General features: G+C 50.0%; 9 protein-coding genes. 7 read left to right on the plus strand and 2 right to left on the minus strand.

Annotation, left to right across the window (positions count from 1 at the left end):
- Window positions 1–17 precede the first annotated feature (17 nt).
- Together AB1757_11610 and AB1757_11615 are read left to right on the plus strand one after the other, a co-directional pair.
- The gene (locus AB1757_11610) at window positions 18–3,146 is read left to right on the plus strand and encodes a two-component regulator propeller domain-containing protein (protein ID MEW6127674.1); all 3,129 of its coding nucleotides are present in this window, start codon (window positions 18–20) and stop codon (window positions 3,144–3,146) included.
- 183 nt (window positions 3,147–3,329) lie between these two features.
- On the plus strand, window positions 3,330–4,004 hold the full coding sequence (locus AB1757_11615; protein ID MEW6127675.1) for a response regulator transcription factor: 675 nt from the start codon (window positions 3,330–3,332) through the stop codon (window positions 4,002–4,004).
- Window positions 4,005–4,085: 81 nt separating this feature from the next.
- Here AB1757_11615 and AB1757_11620 read toward each other — a convergent pair whose 3' ends face one another.
- Together AB1757_11620 and AB1757_11625 are read right to left on the minus strand one after the other, a co-directional pair.
- A complete protein-coding gene (locus AB1757_11620) occupies window positions 4,086–4,598 on the minus strand; it encodes a DinB family protein (protein ID MEW6127676.1) in 513 nt (170 codons plus the stop codon).
- A 61-nt stretch (window positions 4,599–4,659) separates the two neighbouring features.
- Complete coding sequence (locus AB1757_11625; protein MEW6127677.1) at window positions 4,660–5,607, minus strand: YafY family protein; 948 nt, start codon at window positions 5,605–5,607, stop codon at window positions 4,660–4,662.
- 479 nt (window positions 5,608–6,086) lie between these two features.
- On the opposite strand from AB1757_11625, the gene AB1757_11630 reads away from it, so the two are divergent.
- From AB1757_11630 to AB1757_11650, 5 genes are all read left to right on the plus strand, one after another.
- A complete protein-coding gene (locus AB1757_11630; protein MEW6127678.1) occupies window positions 6,087–9,176 on the plus strand; it encodes a two-component regulator propeller domain-containing protein in 3,090 nt (1,029 codons plus the stop codon).
- Window positions 9,166–9,819 carry a response regulator transcription factor gene (locus AB1757_11635; protein MEW6127679.1) on the plus strand — a complete coding sequence of 218 codons (654 nt, stop codon included), beginning with the start codon at window positions 9,166–9,168 and terminating at the stop codon, window positions 9,817–9,819. Before AB1757_11630 ends, AB1757_11635 begins: the two co-directional genes overlap by 11 nt.
- 226 nt (window positions 9,820–10,045) lie before the next feature.
- Window positions 10,046–10,435 (plus strand): response regulator transcription factor, encoded by a 390-nt coding sequence (locus AB1757_11640; GenBank protein ID MEW6127680.1) that lies wholly within the window; start codon window positions 10,046–10,048, stop codon window positions 10,433–10,435.
- Window positions 10,436–10,632: 197 nt separating this feature from the next.
- Window positions 10,633–16,434 carry an HYR domain-containing protein gene (locus AB1757_11645; protein ID MEW6127681.1) on the plus strand — a complete coding sequence of 1,934 codons (5,802 nt, stop codon included), beginning with the start codon at window positions 10,633–10,635 and terminating at the stop codon, window positions 16,432–16,434.
- Window positions 16,435–16,912: 478 nt separating this feature from the next.
- Window positions 16,913–20,018, plus strand: a 3,106-nt coding sequence (locus tag AB1757_11650; protein MEW6127682.1) for an Ig-like domain-containing protein, incomplete at its 3' end; no start/stop codon positions are given.

The following is a 20,018-nucleotide window of genomic DNA, read 5'->3' on the forward strand; positions in this document are numbered from 1 at the left end:
AAGGAGTCGCGGGTATTGTGTCACAACTTTTTCGCACGACTATTTTAATCGGTTGCTTATTGGGGTGCGTGGTCACGGTCTATGCGCAGCAATTGCCGATTAAAATCTACACCACCAGTGAAGGGTTGGCGCGCAATCGGGTGACGCGCATTCGCATGGATTCCCGCAATTTCCTGTGGTTTTGCACCGAAGAAGGGCTTTCGCGATTTGACGGTTATCAATTCAAAAACTATTCGGCGGATGATGGATTGCCAAGCAGCAATATCTGGGATTTTCTGGAAACCCGCGATGGCAATTTCTGGGTGGCAACGCTTAATGGGTTGGCGCGCTATAGTCCTTCGGGTTTTCAGCCGTCGCAAAAACAGCGCAAGCCGGATCGGGAAAATCAATTTTTCGTAACCTATCCGCGAGAAGACAACCGTAACCCTTCCGTGCGTTCGTTATTTGAAGATAGTCAAGGAACCATCTGGTGTGGTACATGGTCTGGGCTTTTCTATCTCCAGTATGAAAATGACGACTGGCATTTACGACCCACCGAAATAAAAAATTATATTTACAACATCATTGAAGACCGTAAAGGCGTTTTATGGTTCGCCACCAGCGCCGGGCTGTTCAGAAAGTTTGCCGATGGACGGATGGAAAAATTCACCGTTAAAAACGGGTTGATTGATAATAATATTCGCGGTTTGCTGGAAGCCCGCGACGGCTCGATTTGGGTTGGCACCGGCAATGGTGTTTGTCAACTTCGCAAAGATATAGACCCAACGCAAAATATTGTTCAACGAATCCTCGATGTAAAAAAAGGTATTACCGGTGAATGCAACTGGTTTTTTCAACCTGCCGACAATCGTTTGTTTATCTGTAGCGGTGACGGACTCTTCGAGATTATCGAAACCCCGGATAAGCGCGATTATCTGGTCAAGCCTTTCTCAAAAGTTTTAGGCATCGGCGACAACTACATCTGGGCGATGGTCGAAGACCGCGATGGCAACCAATGGATTGCCACGAACACCGATGGCGCGATTAAAATTTCGCGCAACGGATTTGCAACCTGGCGAAAAGATGATGGCATCGGCACCGATTTCGTTGTCGGTCTGAGTGAAAATCGCGCGGGCAATATCTGTGTTGCCAGTTATGCGGCGAGCGGGCGACTGATTAGCGAATTTGATGGCGAAAAATTTAAGACCGTGCGTCCCTTCTCTCCCAAAGCGATTACCGATTTTGGTCTTGAAGCGCAGCAGAATAATTTCCAAGACCACACAGGCGAGTGGTGGATTCCCACAGACAGCGGCTTGCTGCGCTATCCGAAAGTTGCGAGCCTCGAAAAACTCGCCACCACACCGCCCAAAGCCCTCTACACCGTTAAAGACGGTTTGGCGTCGAATCGTGTGCGCAAACTTTATCAGGATTCGCGCGGTGATATTTGGATCGGCGTGGTGATTCCATCCAATAAAGCCTACCTCACTCGTTGGGAACGCAAGACCGAAAGATTTTTTCACTACACGGAAACCGACGGGTTGATTAATGACACCATCACCGGCATTCGCGAAGATAAGAGCGGCAATATCTGGGTGGTTTCGGCGCGTGGTTCAGCCGCGCGTTATAAAGACGGACGGTTTAGGCGATTTGATCTGGTGCCACAAACGCCGGGCAGACGATTGCACGAAATTTACTGCGACAGCAAAGGACGATTATGGGTGGGTACTGCAGAGAACGGCTTGATTTGCATCGACCGCCCCGATGATGAACAACCGCAAATAACTTTTTTGACCGTCAAAGACGGCTTATCGAGTAATGACATCTGGGATATAACCGAAGATAATTTGGGACATCTTTATCTGGGAACCGGACGCGGGGTTGACCGCCTCGACCCGCAAACCAAACAGGTCAAACATTATTCAACCGATGACGGATTGACCACCAATTATGTGTTGATGATTCATCGTGACCGGCATGGGGCAATCTGGGCGGGCACGCAAAAAGGCGTTTCGCGGTTGATTCCCGAACCTGACCCGCCTTTGCAACCGCCACCGATTTTTATCAGTCGAATTTTGATTGACGGAGAAAAATATTCCATCACCGAACTTGGGGACACCCAAATTGAAATCGCAGAGCTTTCGCCTTCACAAAACAAATTGAACATCGATTTTTTCGGATTGAGTTTAGCCGTCGGCGAAACCTTGCGTTACCAGTATAAACTCGAAGGCGCAGGTGGTGATTGGAGCGAGCCTTCGACGCAACGCAACGTCAACTTTGCCAATCTCCGATCCGGCTCTTATCGCTTTCTGGTGCGGGCAGTAGGAACAGATGGCAAAGTCAGCGCGGAACCCGCTTCGGTAACCTTTCGCATTCTCGCGCCCATCTGGTTGAGGTGGTGGTTTATTACCTTGAGCATCTTATTAATCAGTTCAACGGTTGCGGTATTCATCCGATTTCGCCTGCTCCGTAAACGTGAACGCGAACAGTCCGAGGCAGCTTTGCGGCAGGCGAAAGAGGAACGCTTGCGGGAACTCGAACAGGTGCGTCGGCGCATCGCTACGGATTTGCACGATGATATTGGCTCGAATTTGACGCGGATTTCTCTGCTCAGTGAAGTGGCGCAGCGCCGTGTAGATGGACAGGAAGCGCCCGTCGGTCATCAACTTTCCAATATCGCCAAATTATCGCGTGAACTGGTCGATTCGATGAGCGAAATTGTTTGGGCAATCAATCCCAGCAAAGACCATTTGAGCGATTTGAATCAAAAGATGCGCCATTTCGCGAGCGATGTATTGACTGCCCGGCAGATTGATTTTATTTTTCGCGCCCCCAATCTGGAAACCGATATTAAAGTTGGCGCGAATGTGCGCCGCGAAATATTTTTGCTGTTTAAAGAAGGCATCAACAACATCGTTCGCCATGCAAAATGCACGGAAGTGGAAATCGACTTTCGCGCCGATGGTGAAAACCTGGAACTCAGTTTGCGTGATAATGGTCAAGGGTTTGCTGTTGACGAAAAATATCAGGGGCATGGGTTAGCGAGTATGGGTGAACGCACGCGGGCGCTCGGCGGTGAATTGACGATTAATTCGGTTAGCGATTCCGGTACGACAGTCAAGTTCGTCATTCCCTATCGGGCGCATGAAAGTAACGGGCATTTGAGTTAGTAAACCAAAATAGGCAATAAAAAATTTGTTTACTACATATTTATGCGGTGACAATTGCGCGGTCTGATTTTAAGCTACATTGGCGGGCGTTTGCGTGATGATTTCGAGCAATTGAGTTTCGATACAAACTCAATGCCTGAGTTAAAGCAATTAGGATGAAGCAAATTCCCGCCTGAAATAAAAATGAGCAGTCAACTTTCAACCACCGCCAGAGATGCGGCAAAACCGATTAAGGTCGCGATTATCGAAGATCAGCGCGATATACGCGAGTGTCTGACGTTTCTCGTAAATGGCACCGAGGGGTTCCATTGCACCGGCAGTTTCCGAACTATGGAAGAGGCGTTGGATAAAATCGGTTTTGCGTTGCCGGATGTGGTGCTTTCCGACATTGCTTTGCCGGGGATGAATGGCATCAAAGGCGTCAAGCTACTCAAAGAACGTTACCCGGATTTGTTAATCCTGATGATTACCATTTATGACGATGATGAACGGGTGTTTGATGCGATTTGCGCGGGAGCTTGCGGCTATCTGCTCAAGAAAACGCCGCCGGGAAAATTGATTGAAAGCATACGCGAAGCGGTTGACGGCGGTGCGCCGATGACCCCGGAAATCGCGCTTCGAGTGATTAAATTATTTCGCGAAATTCGCCCGCCTGAACGCGCCAATTATGAACTCACGCCGCATGAAACCCGACTCTTGAAATTATTTGTCGAAGGTCACAATTACAAAACCGCGGCGCGAGAATTGGGAGTTTCGATTAATACGATTAATTTTCATGTGCGCAATGTCTACGCCAAATTACAGGTTCATTCGCGTTCGGAAGCCGTCGCCAAAGCGTTGCGCGACCGGTTGATTTAAATAAGCGCAAAAATGGCAAACGGCGAAAGGTTACAGAGTGCCTGACCTTTCGCCGTTTTATTTTGCTTATCAAAATCCTGTTTATGCCGGATTGTTTTCGTAATCATAGAGCATCAGCGGTGCTTTACCGAGCAAGCGAATGTAGGTGTAAAGCTGACCACGATGATGCCAGTGCTCATCATAAGCGAAGGCAAAATACTGCCACGCCGGAAAACTTCCATAGGGCGCATCAATCAGGCGTGATAACTCTTCATCGGTGATGGCATTGACCGTTTCATTGGCGATTTTGTGACAGTTGCTGGCGTAATCCTGCAATTTGGCAACGGTGGTTAAACCGGCAAGCGCGGCTTTGGCGGATTCCTTTTCGGGATTAGCCGCGGCTTCGGCTTCGGTGGGAATTTTCCCCGAACGAACACATTCACCAACGAGTTTTTCAAAGCTGTAAATGTGATAGACCAATTCGCGAATCGAACGCATTTCGGGTTGCGGGCGAAAGTCCAAGTCCTGGTCACTGAGTTGTCCGATGGCGCGTAGTGTGACGCCATGAACCATATCGAAATATTGTCTTTGTCCAAGCAATGCTTGTTTGTTCATTAGCTATTCTCCTTCGGTTTGATTTGTACGAAAGACAATTTAACAGAGGCGAGTGACAACCTTATGTCAGCATCTTTTTTGCCCGGAGATTTTTTTTGAGAATTTTTTCGGCTTCGTCAATGACGCGAAACCTGAGCGATTCAGGTTCTAAAATTTGTACCTGTGCGCCCCAACTCATTAACCAATTCCAGACTTCGTTTTCATGGTGAACTCTGAGAGTTACCAATAAACCTTCAGCGGTGCTTTGCATCTCATCGACGTAATACGAGCGCCACTCGCGAACCCAGTTTTCAATCGCTTTATCGAACAGGGCGCGAATGATGATTTGTCGTTCATCGCGTTCGATTTGTTCAAGGGTAAAATCCGCCGGACGGATAAAGGTTTTATCGAGCAAGGTGAGCGATTCGATTCTATCCAAACGAAAATTGCGAAACGCCTGCCGCAGGTGGCAATGGGCGACCAGATACCAGTTGCCTGTGTAATGCACCAACCCATAAGGGTCAACCTCGCGTGAAGATTGTTCAGGCGAATATCGCCCATTATAAACGATGTGGGTGGTTCGGGATTCGATAATGGCGCGGCGCAATTTCCTTAAATTATCGTTTTCTTCGTGATTGACGCCCATTGGCACAAGTTCGATGCTGTTTTGTAAAAAGCGCACCTCTTCGCGGCGTTTGGTTGAAAGCACCGTTTCAATTTTGCGGCTTGCGGATTGGGCGGCGGTTTTGTATTGCGAATCGAAATGGTCGGCGACGAAATGGCTGCCCAGAATTAACATGGTGGCTTCATCGGTTGAAAAACTGAGTGGCGGCAAAAAATAACCTTCCATCAAAGCGTAGCCTTGACCGGGAAGCGAAATCACCGGGACGCCGGTTTCGCAAAGCGCCTGAATATCGCGATAGACGGTGCGTTTGGTGATTGAAAATTTTTCGGCTAAATCTTCGGCGCGGCGAATGCCACCGCGTTGCAGTTCAAAAACCAGGGCGAGCAATCGGTCTGTACGATTCATAGGCTGTCATTATCTTTATTGTCAATTGCGTCCGTCAATTCATCTTGCAAAGGCGATAAGTATACGGACGAATGTAACCTCAACGTTTGTTCGGCTGGTTTGACTCGATTCCACCAACTGTTTTTTTCATGCAGATTGGTCGGGGAAATCATGGCGCTACTGATCAAGGATGGCTTCACGCCGCGTCCGCTGAGAAATTCACCTTGAAAATCAGCTCAAGCTTTTCCGCAAGCTGCCCGCCCGTTCGGCAATTGGTTTTTTAAGCGAACCTGGAAAGATTAAGGCTCAGACTTTTATGGAGATTGTACAGAATTCGAGGCAATTGTTATGCTGTACGCGCTTTGGGGGGGAATCGCTTGCAGGGCACGCAGGTTCTGAAACTGGCTTTGTAAATATCGCTATTTCATAGGCTGTTTTGAATCACCCCGGAGGGTATCTTTTTCAAGTGTGTTGACTGACTGGTGATGGGCAAAGGGAAAATGACCAACCGCTTTTATATTGCTCTAACAGGATTCATTTTATCGGGGTGGGTTTGCTCATATGCCCTTTCACAAAGTGTCAAATTTTCGACGTTAAACACTGGCACCCCGTCAACGGGGACATCGTTACGAGAAAGTCATACGCCTCCCGGCAATAAAAATTCGCCGCGAAGGAGTCAACTCTCCCCTTATCATTTCGATGTGTGGACGACCGACAACGGCTTGCCACAAAATTCGATCAACAGCATTCTGCAAAGTCGCGATGGCTATTTGTGGTTCACAACTTATGACGGACTGGTGCGCTATGATGGCGTGCAGTTTACCGTCTTCAATGCCGGGAATACGCCTGAGTTGAAAAGCAGTCGGTTTAGTCACCTGTTTGAAGACCGTGACGGTTACCTGTGGGTGAATACCGAAGCCAATCAACTCATACGCTACAAAGATGGTGAGTTTGTGACCTTCAGTAAAGAGGACGGGCTGACGGGAACCTTGATTTTGCAAATCCGGCAGGATGAGGGCAGTCCGCTTCTGGTGCATAGCGAAAGCGATGTGGTTTATCTGAAAGATGGAAGATTCTTTGCCCAAGACCCCTCTTCACCTCGATTGTATAACGATTTTGGCTACCCGGTTCGCTCAGGAGCGGTCTGGCATCTCGATGAAACCGGATTGCATCGCCTTGAACAGGGGCGCGTCACTGCCCATGCATGGATAAGTGGACTGACGTCGCGCGACATCAAAGTGGTCTTTGAAGACCGTCAAGGAGTTTTGTGGGTTGGCGCGTCGCGAGGCTTATTATTGCGATTCAAAGATGGCGCTTTCAATTATTATTCGCAAAAAGATGGGTTACCCGATAATCGCATCAATGTGCTTTGCGATGACCGGCAGGGGAATCTCTGGATTGGGACTTCAAACGGGGGGGTATATCGCTTCAAAGATAATCAGTTCACCTCCTATACAACGACGAACGGATTGGCAGGTAACGAAATCCTGTCGCTTTATGAAGACCGCGAAGGCATTTTATGGATTGGTTCAACCGGCGGTCTCAGCCGTTTGCGTGACAATATCATTACTTCATACGCCGTTGAAGATGGACTGACAGCAAATAATACTTATCCGATTTGCCTGGACAATGAAGGCACCATCTGGATAGGCACCTGGCCGGGACTGACGAAATATCAAGCCGGGATTTTTACTCGGTGCGGCGAGCAATATGGAGTAGCAAAAGAACTGGTGACCTCACTGATGAGGGATAAAGAAGGAAGCATGTGGATAGGGTGTTGGGGCGGCGGCGCGCGACGTTACCAAGATGGTGTGGTGACTGCCTATATGATGAAGGATGGGCTTCCCGATAATGTCGTGCGGGCAATTCGGCAGGATAAACAGGGAACGATTTGGATAGGCACGCAGAATGGTCTGGCAAAATATCAACAAGGCGCATTCACCATTTACACAACCAAAGACGGGCTTCCCGGAAATACCATCAATGTGATTTATGAAGACCGGGACGGACATTTGTGGATTGGTACGCAAAGCGGCGTTTGCCAGTTGAAAGATGGACAATTTAGTTCATATGCAGGAATTGATGGACTATCCGGTCATATCATCCGGGCGATTTATGAGGATCGTGATGGGGTGTTCTGGTTTGGCACTTATGATGCGGGATTGGTTCGATACAAAGATGGCAACTTCACCAGAATAACCGTGAAAGAAGGTTTATTTAATAACGGGGTATTTCAAATTCTGGAAGACGCCAAAAGTAATTTCTGGATGAGTTGCAATCTGGGAATTTATCGGGTCAATAAAGGCGAATTGAATGATTATGCCGAAGGTCGCGGCAAAACCGTGACGGCGATTCCCTATGGCAAACGCGACGGCATGTTGAATTCCGAATGCAATGGCGGCGGGCAGCCTGCGGGGGTCGCCGCTCTTGATGGTAAATTATGGTTCCCAACTCAAGGAGGCGTCGCTGTGGTTGACCCTGAAGCTGTACCCATTAGCGCGCAACCGCCTTCGGTGATGATCGAGAAATTTCTGGTTGATAACCGGGCGACCAGCTTTCGCCAGTTTGTAGAGATTCCCGCAGATACTGAGAATTTTGAAATTCATTACACCGGTTTGAGTTTCATTATGTCCGAGCGCCTCAAATTCAAATATCAGCTGGAAGGTTGGGATACGGACTGGGTGGATGCGGACACGCGACGGGTAGCTTACTATACACACGTTACCCCCGGACGTTACACCTTTCGAGTGATTGCGGCAAATCGCGACGGCGTTTGGAATTTGCAGGGCGCAAGTGTGCAACTTCACCTCGTCCCGCCATTTTGGAAAACCGGTTGGTTCTATTCATTGGTATTGGTCAGCGCCGCCGGACTAATCTGGTTAAGCATCTGGCTGCGTATCAAACGGCTGGAAAAAGCCCGGTTGGCACAGGAAGCTTTCTCGCAACAACTGATTAAATCACAGGAATCCGAACGGCAGCGCATCGCCGCTGAGTTGCACGATAGTCTTGGGCAACATTTACTGATAATCAAAAATTCGGCATTGCTCGGACTCCATCTGTCGCAACCCGAAGCGCGCGGCAGGGAACAGCTTGATGATATTTCCGCTACCGCTTCACAGGCTATCGAAGAGGTACGCGAAATATCATACAATCTGCGCCCCTATCAACTGGATGATTTGGGGTTGAGCAAAGCGATTGAATCGATCATCGCTAAAGTTGCAGCATCCTGTGAAATCGAAATTATTTCGCAAATCCCATCTCTTGACGGCAGGTTTTTGCCGGAAGCCGAGATTAATCTGTATCGCATCATCCAGGAATGTCTGAACAATATTGTCAAACATTCAGCAGCCACACAGGCAAAAATTATTATTGAAACCAATGGACAGTTGATTGAACTGTTTATTCAGGATAATGGTCGGGGTTTCAATATCGAAAAAAAACTCGGTCAGGAACGCGAAGGGTTCGGGTTGCAAGGCATTGCCGAACGCGCCCGTATGCTTGGCGCAAAACTGGATATTCAATCGACAGTCGGACAGGGAACGACAGTAACCCTGGGTATCGAGGCGAACAATAGGAGATATGGAAAATAACATCCGCATACTGATTGCTGACGATCATCCCATCTTTCGTAAAGGATTGCGCCAGGTGATTGAGATGGAAAGCGGCATGAAGGTCGTAGCCGAAGCCGAAAACGGCAAGCGCGCGCTTGAACAGATTCGTGAAGCGCGCCCGGATGTCGCAGTGCTGGATATTCATATGCCTGAAATGAGCGGGTTTGAATTAGTGCAGGCTTTGCGCGCCCAGGGTCTCGCCGTTGAAATCATTTTTCTCACCATGCATAAAGCCGAAGATATGTTTAATGCGGCGATTGATAATGGGGTGAAAGGCTATGTGCTTAAAGACAGCGCCGTCACGGATATTGTTGGCAGCATCAAAGCGGTCATGCAGGGGCAGCCGTATATCAGTCCGCAGCTTTCGGGGTTTCTGCTCAACCGCAGTGCCAGAGCCGACAGTTTGCGCCGCGAAAAACCGCAACTCGATGACCTGACGCCTGCCGAACGGCGTGTGCTCAAAATGCTTGCCGAATACAAAACCAGCAAACAGATTGCTGATGAATTAAACATCCACTGGCGAACCGTTGATAATCATCGCGCCAATATCTGCCAGAAGTTGGGACTCAGCGGCAGCCACGCGCTGATGAAATTCGCGATTGAACACAAATCCGAAATTTAAGCCCGTAAGCATTAATCAGACCTTGGCTGAGGCAATAGATGGACTGGAATCGGAGCCTGTTTGAATACTTTTCAATCAAGCTCTTCCAAAATATAACCACCAACCTGATGTGAATCATTAACCCCTGCAATTTTCTGACGACAAGTAAAAAATGAGTAATATTACCTAAGAAAATTGTGTAATCCCCTTTATTCAAATTGCCTGTAAATTGTCGCATACTGGCGACGTGAGCAAACTGCTTAAGCTGTTGATTATTGATGACAGCCCCAGGTTTCGCAGGGCAATCAAGCAGGTTGTCAACGATCTTGTCAGTGAAATTCATGAATACTCTGATGGAGCGGATGCTTTGACGGCATATGCCGCGCACCGCCCTGATTGGGTCTTAATGGATATTCGTATGAAAAAGATCGACGGACTTTCAGCTACCCGTCAAATTAAAAAGTCATACCCGGATGCCCTTATTGCCATCATTTCAATCGGCAAAGATGAAGCAATCCGCGAGGCTGCGCTTTTGGCGGGCGCCTGTGCCTTTATCGCCAAGGACAATCTTTTTGAATTGCGGAATTTGCTCATCGAAAACCTTGAGAAACCAACAAAACCGACAGGATTGCAGTAGCCATTCGACATAACGCCTGTCAGCAAATCTATAACCTTGCCGCTACCGAAAAGATGCGGCAGGCAGTATCGTCAAGCACAATTAAAAATTAGTGACAGCCACCAATCTGGTTATTGAAAATATTTGCTTTCGATGAACACAAGACCGAAACCACTATTCACCAACCACCAAAATTTCGCCACAGGGAGAATCCGAAAATGAAATCTAATCCCCATTTCACACGGGTCATTTTATTAGCAGTTGTTTTAATCAGCGCGTGGTTATTGTCTCTCGCCGGTTTAAAACTGGTAAATGCCGATACCGGGATAATCGAAAACAGTACCTATCATTTTTCCAACTCAACCGATGCCGGAGACCTCGACCCGGCAATGTTTTACGCTGTCTATACCGTCGATAACCTCGGCGACACGGGAGCGGGGACAGGAACAACCGGAGATTTTCGTTATTGTCTGTCACAGGCGAATGCTGCGGGAGGAAGTAACACGATTAACTTCAGCGTGACGGGGACAATCAATTTATCGAGCGCGCTTCCGGCGATTAACAATGACCTGACGATTAATGGCCCGGGAGCGAATGCGTTGACTATCAATGGGAATAATTTCGCGGTGGTTTTTAATATTTCCACCAATAAGACCGTCAATATCAATGGCGTGACGATTACCGGTGGCAACGGCACCAGTCTGGTTGCCGGTGGCATAGATAATTCAGGCAACCTGACCCTCAACGGGTGTCACATTACTGGCAATGCGGGAAAATTTGCCGGCGGTTTACAGAACTTAGGCAGCTTAACCGTTCTCAACAGTACCTTCTCTAACAATACGGCTACACTTACGGGGTTTAACAACGGGGGCGGGATTTCGCAAAGCAATAATGGAGTGATGCTTGTAACCAACACGACGATTAGTGGAAATCAAGCAACCGCTTTTGGCAATGCCAATGGCGGCATCTTGATATTTGATGGAACGGCAGTCATAACCAACAGCACCATCACAGACAATAAAGGCGGGACGAACGATAGCGTCGGGGGCATAAGAAGAAACTTCGGTCTGGTGGTTGTGCGTAATTCGATTGTCGCGGCAAATCGCAACAATTCCACGGTGCCGGATGTTGGTGGCGGACTGACATCGCAGGGCTACAATCTGATTGGTAATGTCGGCGGCGAGGTGCTTTTTGATCAACCTGGTGATCAGACGGGAACCGGCGCTGCACCGCTTGACCCGCTTGTCGCCCCGCTCACCAATAACGGCGGAACCACACCCACCCATGCGCTTTATGGTGGCAGCCCTACAATTGATAAAGGTTTGAGTTTCGATTCAGTGATTGACCAACGTGGACTTGCACGCACCTTCGATGACCCGAATATCGCATCAGCCACCGGCGGCGATAATACGGACATCGGAGCTTATGAAGCCCAGACTGTTTTGCCATCATTTGGAAATTATCCCAACACCAGTGTGCCGTTAGGCGCGAATACGACCATCACGCCGAGCGCGCCGCCTTTTATGATGAGTCGCGTCAGTGTTTCAACATCAGCAAAATTTAAAGGGACGTTGACCGCCAATCCTGTGACCGGTGTAGTGCGGGTGACCAACGCCTATCCGTCAGGGATTTATACGCTAACCCTGAATGGATTCGGAGCCAACGGAGTGGGTAGGCGTTCGTTTACCCTGACGGTGCAAAGTGGCACGCCTTGCGAAAACCCTCTGGCTTTTACCTACGCGCCTGATGTTGCGCTCAACCCGTTTTCCAATTCGCTGGCGGTGGGGGATTTTAACGAAGACGGGCGTCAGGATTTTGTTGCCGGATATGATAGTCCCGACCCGGCTTCTGTACGCCTGGGTGATGGGGCAGGTAATTTTTCGGGTTCGACCACCGTTAGCGCCCAACCGTTTATTCGGGCAATTGTGGTGGGTGATTTTAACGAAGATGGCCATCAGGATTTGGGGCTTTCTAATAACAGTGTGCTTCGCAGTGTGTCCATTCGTCTTGGAGATGGAGCCGGAAATTTTTCAGGTACACTGAATGTGCCAACCGGAGCGATTCCAAATGCCGTGGCTATCGGAGATTTCAACGGTGATGGTCATCAGGATTTAGCCACAGCCAATGAAATTGATAATACGGTTTCAATTCGATTTGGAGATGGTCAGGGGAATTTTTCGGGCACTTCGGAAATAGCCGTAGGCGAACGTCCATACTCTATCGCGGTCAGTGATTTTAATGGTGATGGCAAGCTGGATTTTGCCACTGCGAATTTAAATGGGAATGCGGCTTCAGTTCGTTTGGGAAATGGCGCGGGCAGTTTTGCGAATGCTCCCGATATTGCGCTGGGTGGATTTCAACAATTTGTCGTTGCGGGTGATTTCAATAGCGATAATAAACCCGACCTCGCCATTGCGATGGTCAGCGTGAATGTCGTTGCCATTCGCCTCGGTGATGGCGCAGGTAATTTTTCGGGGATGACGAATGTCCCGGTCAGTTCAGGTCCAGCCTGCATCGCGCTTGGCGATTTCAATAATGACGCCAAACTCGATTTTGCGACCACCAATATTGGATTTGGTACGGTATCGGTGAGACTTGGTGATGGGTCGGGTAATTTCACAGGTTTTACTCCAACGAGCGAAGTAACCGTGAACCCCAACCCGCGATACCTGGCGGTTGCTGATTTTAATGGGGATGATTTCCAGGATTTTGTTGTTGTTCATTTCAACGCGCAGAATTCGGGAGCCATTCGTTTGAATAGCTCTTGTCCGCCACCCAATACGCCTCCGACAATCACAGCCGTCGCGCCATTATCGAGACAAAAGGCTGCGCCGGCGATCAACTCCAAAATTGCTGCGGTTAATGACGACGATCAAACGGCAAACACCTTAACAGTGACTGCGACACCTTTATCCGGGACTGGCGTTTCCATCACTAACATCAGCGTCGCGGTCAATGGTGATGTCACGGCTGATGTCACGGCTGATTGCGGCGCAACCAATTCGACTTTCACGCTAACCGTTAGCGATGCTCAGTTGGCTTCTGCCACAGAGACGCTTACGGTTAATGTGACGCCAGAGACCACGCCTCCAGCAATCGAATGTCCAGCGAATATCACTCAATCGACGGACTTGAATCAATGCTTGGCGGTTGTCAATTACACATTGCCTGCTGCAAATGATAATTGCCCCGGCGTAGGCACGGTGGTTTGTAGCCCGGCATCAGGTTCAAACTTTCAAAAGGGTGTGACAACGGTGACCTGCACCGTGAGTGATGCGAGCGGCAATCCCGCTTCTTGTTCATTCACCATAACGGTCAACGACACACAGGCTCCCAACATGCTCTGCCCGCCGAATATCACCATGCCGACAGATACAAATCTTTGTTCGGCAGCGGTTACTTATCCACCGCTTAATCCAACCGATAACTGTCCTGGAGTTGGCAGCGTCACCTGCACACCTGCCAGCGGGTCAACTTTCCAAAAGGGAATAACTACGGTCACCTGTTCGGTCAGCGATGCAAGTAACAACACAGCCGTTTGCACCTTCACGGTGACAATCAATGATACGCAAAATCCGACAATTACCTGTCCGACGAATATCACCCAATCAACCGACAGCGGGGTTTGCACAGCGGTTGTGAATTTTACGACGCCGACACCAGCGGATAATTGTCCGGGCGCGACCGTCGCTTGTGTTCCGGCAACCGGTTCAACGTTCAATAAAGGCATCACGACCATCACCTGTACCGCGACCGATACGTCGAACAATGCTGCGTCCTGCACCTTTACAGTAACCATTAATGATACGCAGCAGCCGACAATAAATTGTCCTGCGAATAAAACGGTCAGTACCGATGCTAATCAATGTTCGGCAGTGGTGACCTATACATCGGCGACCGCGACGGATAATTGTCCGGGTGTTGGAACCGTGACCTGCACCCCGCCATCGGGTTCAACCTTTCAAAAGGGAACGACTACGGTTACATGTTCAGTAAGCGACGCCGCAACCCCTACTGCGAATAGCGCGAGCTGTACATTCACGATAACGGTAAATGATACACAACCCCCAAGTATTGCCTGTCCTGCCCCCGTCACCGTGCCGACCACGTCAAATCAATGCTCGGCGGTGGTGACCTATACAATGCCAACCGGAACGGATAATTGTCCGGGTGTTGGGGCAGTGACTTGTGTGCCGCCGTCAGGTTCGACTTTTCCCAAAGGGATTACCTCGGTGACCTGTTCGGTTAGCGATGCCGCAGGCAATTCAACTAATTGTTCATTTGCGGTCACGGTTAACGACACGCAAAATCCTACGCTGAGTTGTCCTGCGAATATTACTCAAACGACAACGACAGGTTGTTTAACGGTGACCTACACAACCCCGACAGGCTCAGATAATTGTCCAGGCGTAGCGGTGAATTGTGTGCCGCCATCAGGAACCTGCTTTGCTGTTGGCACAACGACGGTCACCTGCACAGCGACCGATACCAGCAATAACAGCGCAAGCTGTTTGTTCACTGTGACAATTATCCCTTGCACTATTAGTTGCCCGGCGGATGTCGTGAAAGCCAATGATACGAATCAATGCGGCGCGTTAGTCAATTATCCGTCACCTTCAACGACGGGCAATTGCGGAACGGTGGTTTGCAGTCCGCCCACCGGGTCATTCTTTGCAAAAGGGGTGACAACCGTAAGTTGCACTACGACTGTGGGTCCGAGTTGTGCTTTCACGGTAACGGTTAATGATACGGAATCACCGGGCATCACTTGTCCGTCTAATATTTCGCAATCGACCGATGCAAATGTTTGTCAGGCAGTGGTGAATTACCCAACCCCGGCAGTAACCGATAATTGTTCCGGTGTTGGCGCAGTGGCTTGTTCGCCGGCATCGGGGGCGACATTTACTAAGGGCACGACGACAGTGAATTGTTCAGTAAGTGATGCTGCGGGGAATTCGGCTGCCTGCTCATTCACCATAACCGTGAATGACACACAGCAACCGAATATGACTTGTCCGGCAAATATCACAACCGCTACAGCGCCGAATCAATGCCAGGCAAGCGTCAGTTATCAAACTCCGGTGGCAACCGATAATTGTCCGGGCGTCGGCGGTGTCACTTGCCTGCCAAATTCGGGCAGCGTTTTTGCCAAGGGAGTGACGACGGTGACTTGTACCGTGAGCGATGCGGCTGGCAATACGCGGACGTGTTCATTTACGGTTACGGTAAATGATATGCAACCGCCGGGTATCGTTTGCCCTGCGAATCTCACGGTTCCCACTTTGCCTGATCTTTGCGCAGCGACAGTGAATTATCAAACGCCTATGGCAACGGATAACTGTCCGGGCATAACCATTGCCTGTGTGCCACCGAGCGGGGCGAGTTTCCCGAAAGGCACAACGATGGTGGCGTGTACGGCGACCGATGCCAGCGGCAACAAATCGAGTTGCAGTTTCACGATAACCATCAATGATACACAAGCCCCGACGATTAGCTGTCCGCAAAACATCACCGCACCGATAGCGCCGAATCAGAGTTGTGTGGTGGTGAACTACCCGGCACCGCAAGTGAGTGATAACTGTCCTGGCGAGAGTGTGGTGTGTGTGCCGCCATCGGGGAGTTGTTTCGGCTTAGGCGTGACGACGGTGAGTTGCACGGCGACCGATGCCAGCGGCAACACGGCGAATTGTTCCTTCGTAGTAACGACCTTTGACATCTGCATTCAGGATGACAGCAATGCGACAACGGTGTTGTTACTCAACAGCCTGACGGGCGATTATGTGTTCTGTTGTGGCGTCGATAAATACTTCGGCAAGGGCACCGTGACCAAGCGGGGCGGGGTGATCACCCTGACACATAATCCTTCGGATAGGCGTGTGCTTGCCACTATCAATCAAAGTGTGAGGACAGCAACAGGTAGTTTGCAATCGCCTCCGGGAACGCTTCAATGTTCTATCGCCGATAGAAATATTCTGGATAATTCCTGTAACTGCACACTCCCCAACAACCGCAGACCATGAACAATTAATCAAAAAGTTGAGAGGTGTAAAATACAAGGTCATTCGGGGTGGCTTGTTGCCACCCTGATTTATTTTAAAGCCATTAACGGGCGATAACGGTTAATTCTTTTTCAGGCGTATTGCTGAGGTGTGACCGATTGGCTTATGCTGCAACTTTCTTCCATGACAGATTCATCGGTAAATGATATAGTCGCACTTCCCGCAACATCTCAGACGATTAACCCCCAATAATAGTGTGCTGAAATGCTGCAACCCAGGTTCTAAAACTAAGCCGTACATTAAGAATTTTTTTAAGATAAATCATCCACTTTAGAAGACCTCGCCTTGTGCGTTATGAAGAACTTTGAAACCCGGTTCAAGGGAATCAAGAGCGTTCTTCCTCTGTTTCCAATTTGGATGAAAAGCTTTTAAGTATCAAGAACCTTGGCGACAAACCCAGCTAGACGAACACAACCTCACCATTTTGAAGGAGTGGCTTATGAAACCCAGATTCATCTTCCCCGCTTTGTCGAATCCACGGTTTATTCTTCTTATCGCTTTTTTGTGTTTCTTAATATCGACTCCCGGTTGGCAGGTAACTTCCGGCACCGTCACTTCAACAAGCAAGGTAATGGCGACGTCTGCCGAATCCAATGCAACGTCAGTTGTAGAAACGACCGAATCCACCACCGGTTCGTCGTTGAAAGCGATGGTTGCGACCGCGTCGGCTGCGGCGTTTTTTGCGCCGACCGTCACTGCCACCAAAACCGCTTCGCCGGCGTCGGTGAGTCCCGGCGGGACGATTACTTATACGGTGACTATCAGCAACAGCGGTATGGATGCAACTAATGTCTCCTTCAACGATACCATAGACGCCAATACGACTCTGGTTGCCGGTTCGGTTAGGGCGACACCCGTAGCGGTCAATGATAGTTATTCGGCGACCGGCAACATACTCATTCAAGTGCCTGCGGCAAACGGCGTTTTAGCAAACGATTATTTTGGGCTTCCGGCGGCGACGATTACCAGTCCGCCTACGACCACGACACAAGGCGGAGACCTGACGCTCAATGCCGATGGCAGTTTCACCTACAATCCCCCGGCGGGCTTTGAAGGCACCGACACGTTTACCTATACCCTGACCAATTCAGCGGGAAGTAATACCGGAACGGTAACGATTGCCGTAAGCGGCATGATTTGGTTCATTGATAATTCGCTGGCAACCAATGGCAACGGTCGCCTCAGCGCGCCATTTAATAGTTTGGCTAGTTTTATTGCGGGAGCGGCAGATGACCCGGGCGATAATATTTTTCTCTATCGGCAAACTGCAACGAACTACACGGGGGTGCTGACCTTGCTGAACAACCAGCGATTAATCGGACAAGGCGCGACGGCTTCATTATCATCCATTACAGGCATCACGCCGCCCGCAGGCAGTCTGGCGTTGCCGACAACCGGCGGCACCAATCCGGTGATTGCGGGCAATGTGACCCTGGGGACGAGTAATCTGATACGCGGCTTGAACATCAGCGCGGCGAGTGGCACGGCGCTCAGCGGAACGAACTTCAGCAGTTTTACCGCCTCCGAATGCAACATCAGCAATTCAGGTGGCAGAGCCATCAGCCTGACGCATTCGGTTGGCACCGGAAGTTTGAATGCGACATTTGTGAGCGTGTCGGCATCGGGTGGGGTCAATGGTATCTTTCTGCAAAACACCACAGGCAGTTTCACGGTCACTGGCGACGGCGTGAACACCACGCGCGGCGGCAACAGCAGCGGCGGCACCATCACCAACGCAACCGGCGCGAACAGTTCAACCAACGGTATCGGTGTATACTTGAACAACGCGCAGAACATCACATTGCGACGGTTGACCATCAACGGCACCAATCAGAACTTCGGCATCTATGGCGCAAACGTCACCAACTTCGTATTTGAATACAGTACGGTCAGTGGTGTAAACGGCAACGCCGCCCCGGTCAGAGAAGGAGCCGTCGTTTTCGACAACCTCTTCGGCAGCGCCAATACGATCAATGAATCGGTCATCAGCGGCGGGGTCGAAGACAACCTGCGCATTGAAAATACCAGCAGCACGGTGCTGTCCACCTGCAACATCACCAACAACAACATCCAGAACAACAGCACGGTTACCGGCAACATCGGCGTGCGTTTCGCGGCTTTTAACAGCGCCAACATGACCGGGGTCATCAGTGGCAACAATTTCAATGGCAATCGCACGGATACCATCAATTGTGACAGCGCCAATTCATCCACCGTCAATCTCACCATCGCCAACAACATCATCACGCGCGGCACGGCTGGCAATAACGAAGGCAATCTCGGCATCAACGTCACCGCCGGTGCCACAGGTCAGATGACCTTTGATGTGGACAACAACCGGGTCGGCACTCCTGATGGCGTAACCAATTCTTCATTGATGAATACCGGCATCAATATCTTCGCGGGCAACAACTCGACGATGAATGGCAGGGTCAGGAACAATAAAATCATCAATCGGGGCGCGGGTTTCAGCGGTAATGGGATTGATGTGTTTCAAGATTTGCTTAGCGCCATCAACATCAGAGTGGATGCCAATACGGTCAGTAACGTCGGTCTTGATTTCGGGTTGCGGGTGCAGGCAAATGGCGATGCGGCAAACTCCGGTGGCGCGGTGCAGGCGGCGGTGACGAACAATAACGTTTCGGTGTTACCTGGCGCGATTGACGCTATCCGCGTCCGCTCGCGACGGCAAACGACGCTCTGCGCGCGCATCACCGGCAATACCACGAGCGCGGGCGGCAGCGGCTTTTTCGGGCTGTTTGTCGCGCAATCGGATACCTCTACGCTTAACCTCGAAGGTGGCACGAGCAACCTGGCGACCAACAATCCGGGCATCGCGCCCGCAAACATCAGCACCTCCGGTACGATCAACACTGTGACTGCTAATTTTTGTTCCGGGATTCCCGCAGCGGTTGTTTTAGAGGCTCAGTCAGGGAAGAAATTGACCGATGCAGAGGTATTGAATTTAACTGATGATGAGTTGTCAGGCGTTGTCAAAGCGGCAATTACAAGGTGGGAGGCAACCGGAATTTCTTATGAGGATGTAGCGAAATTAAGAGAAGTTACTTTCACCGTCGCTGATTTGCCAGAGCGCTATTTGAGTCAGGGCGATGAAAAAGAAATACGCATTGACCAAACAGCCGCAGGCTTTGGGTGGTACGTTGACCCTTCACCCTATGATGAGTGGGAGTATGACCTGCCGCTATCTGCCGCGACTTTTGAAGGTAGTGAACAAAGTCCGGCATATTCACGCATGGATTTGTTGACCGTGGTGATGAACGCTCTCGGCAGGGTGCTGGAGAGTTACAGGTTAAACGCTGCCAAAGACCAGCAGGATTCTCAACTCGCCGAGCAGGGCAACAAGTTCCACCCACTTGACCAATCGCGCGAGTTGATGCAGACCACCTTGCCGGTCGGTGTGCGACGGGTGCCGAATGCGGCAAGCCTCGGCTTCATCATTCCTGAACTTGCCAGTGAAGAGGCCAGCGGCAGTTCGCCAGTTACTCCGCTTCGCCTTGAACCCGCTAGCGTTTCCTCGGCAACTC

This window comes from Acidobacteriota bacterium (assembly GCA_040754075.1).
Taxonomy (GTDB): Bacteria; Acidobacteriota; Blastocatellia; order UBA7656; family UBA7656; genus JBFMDH01.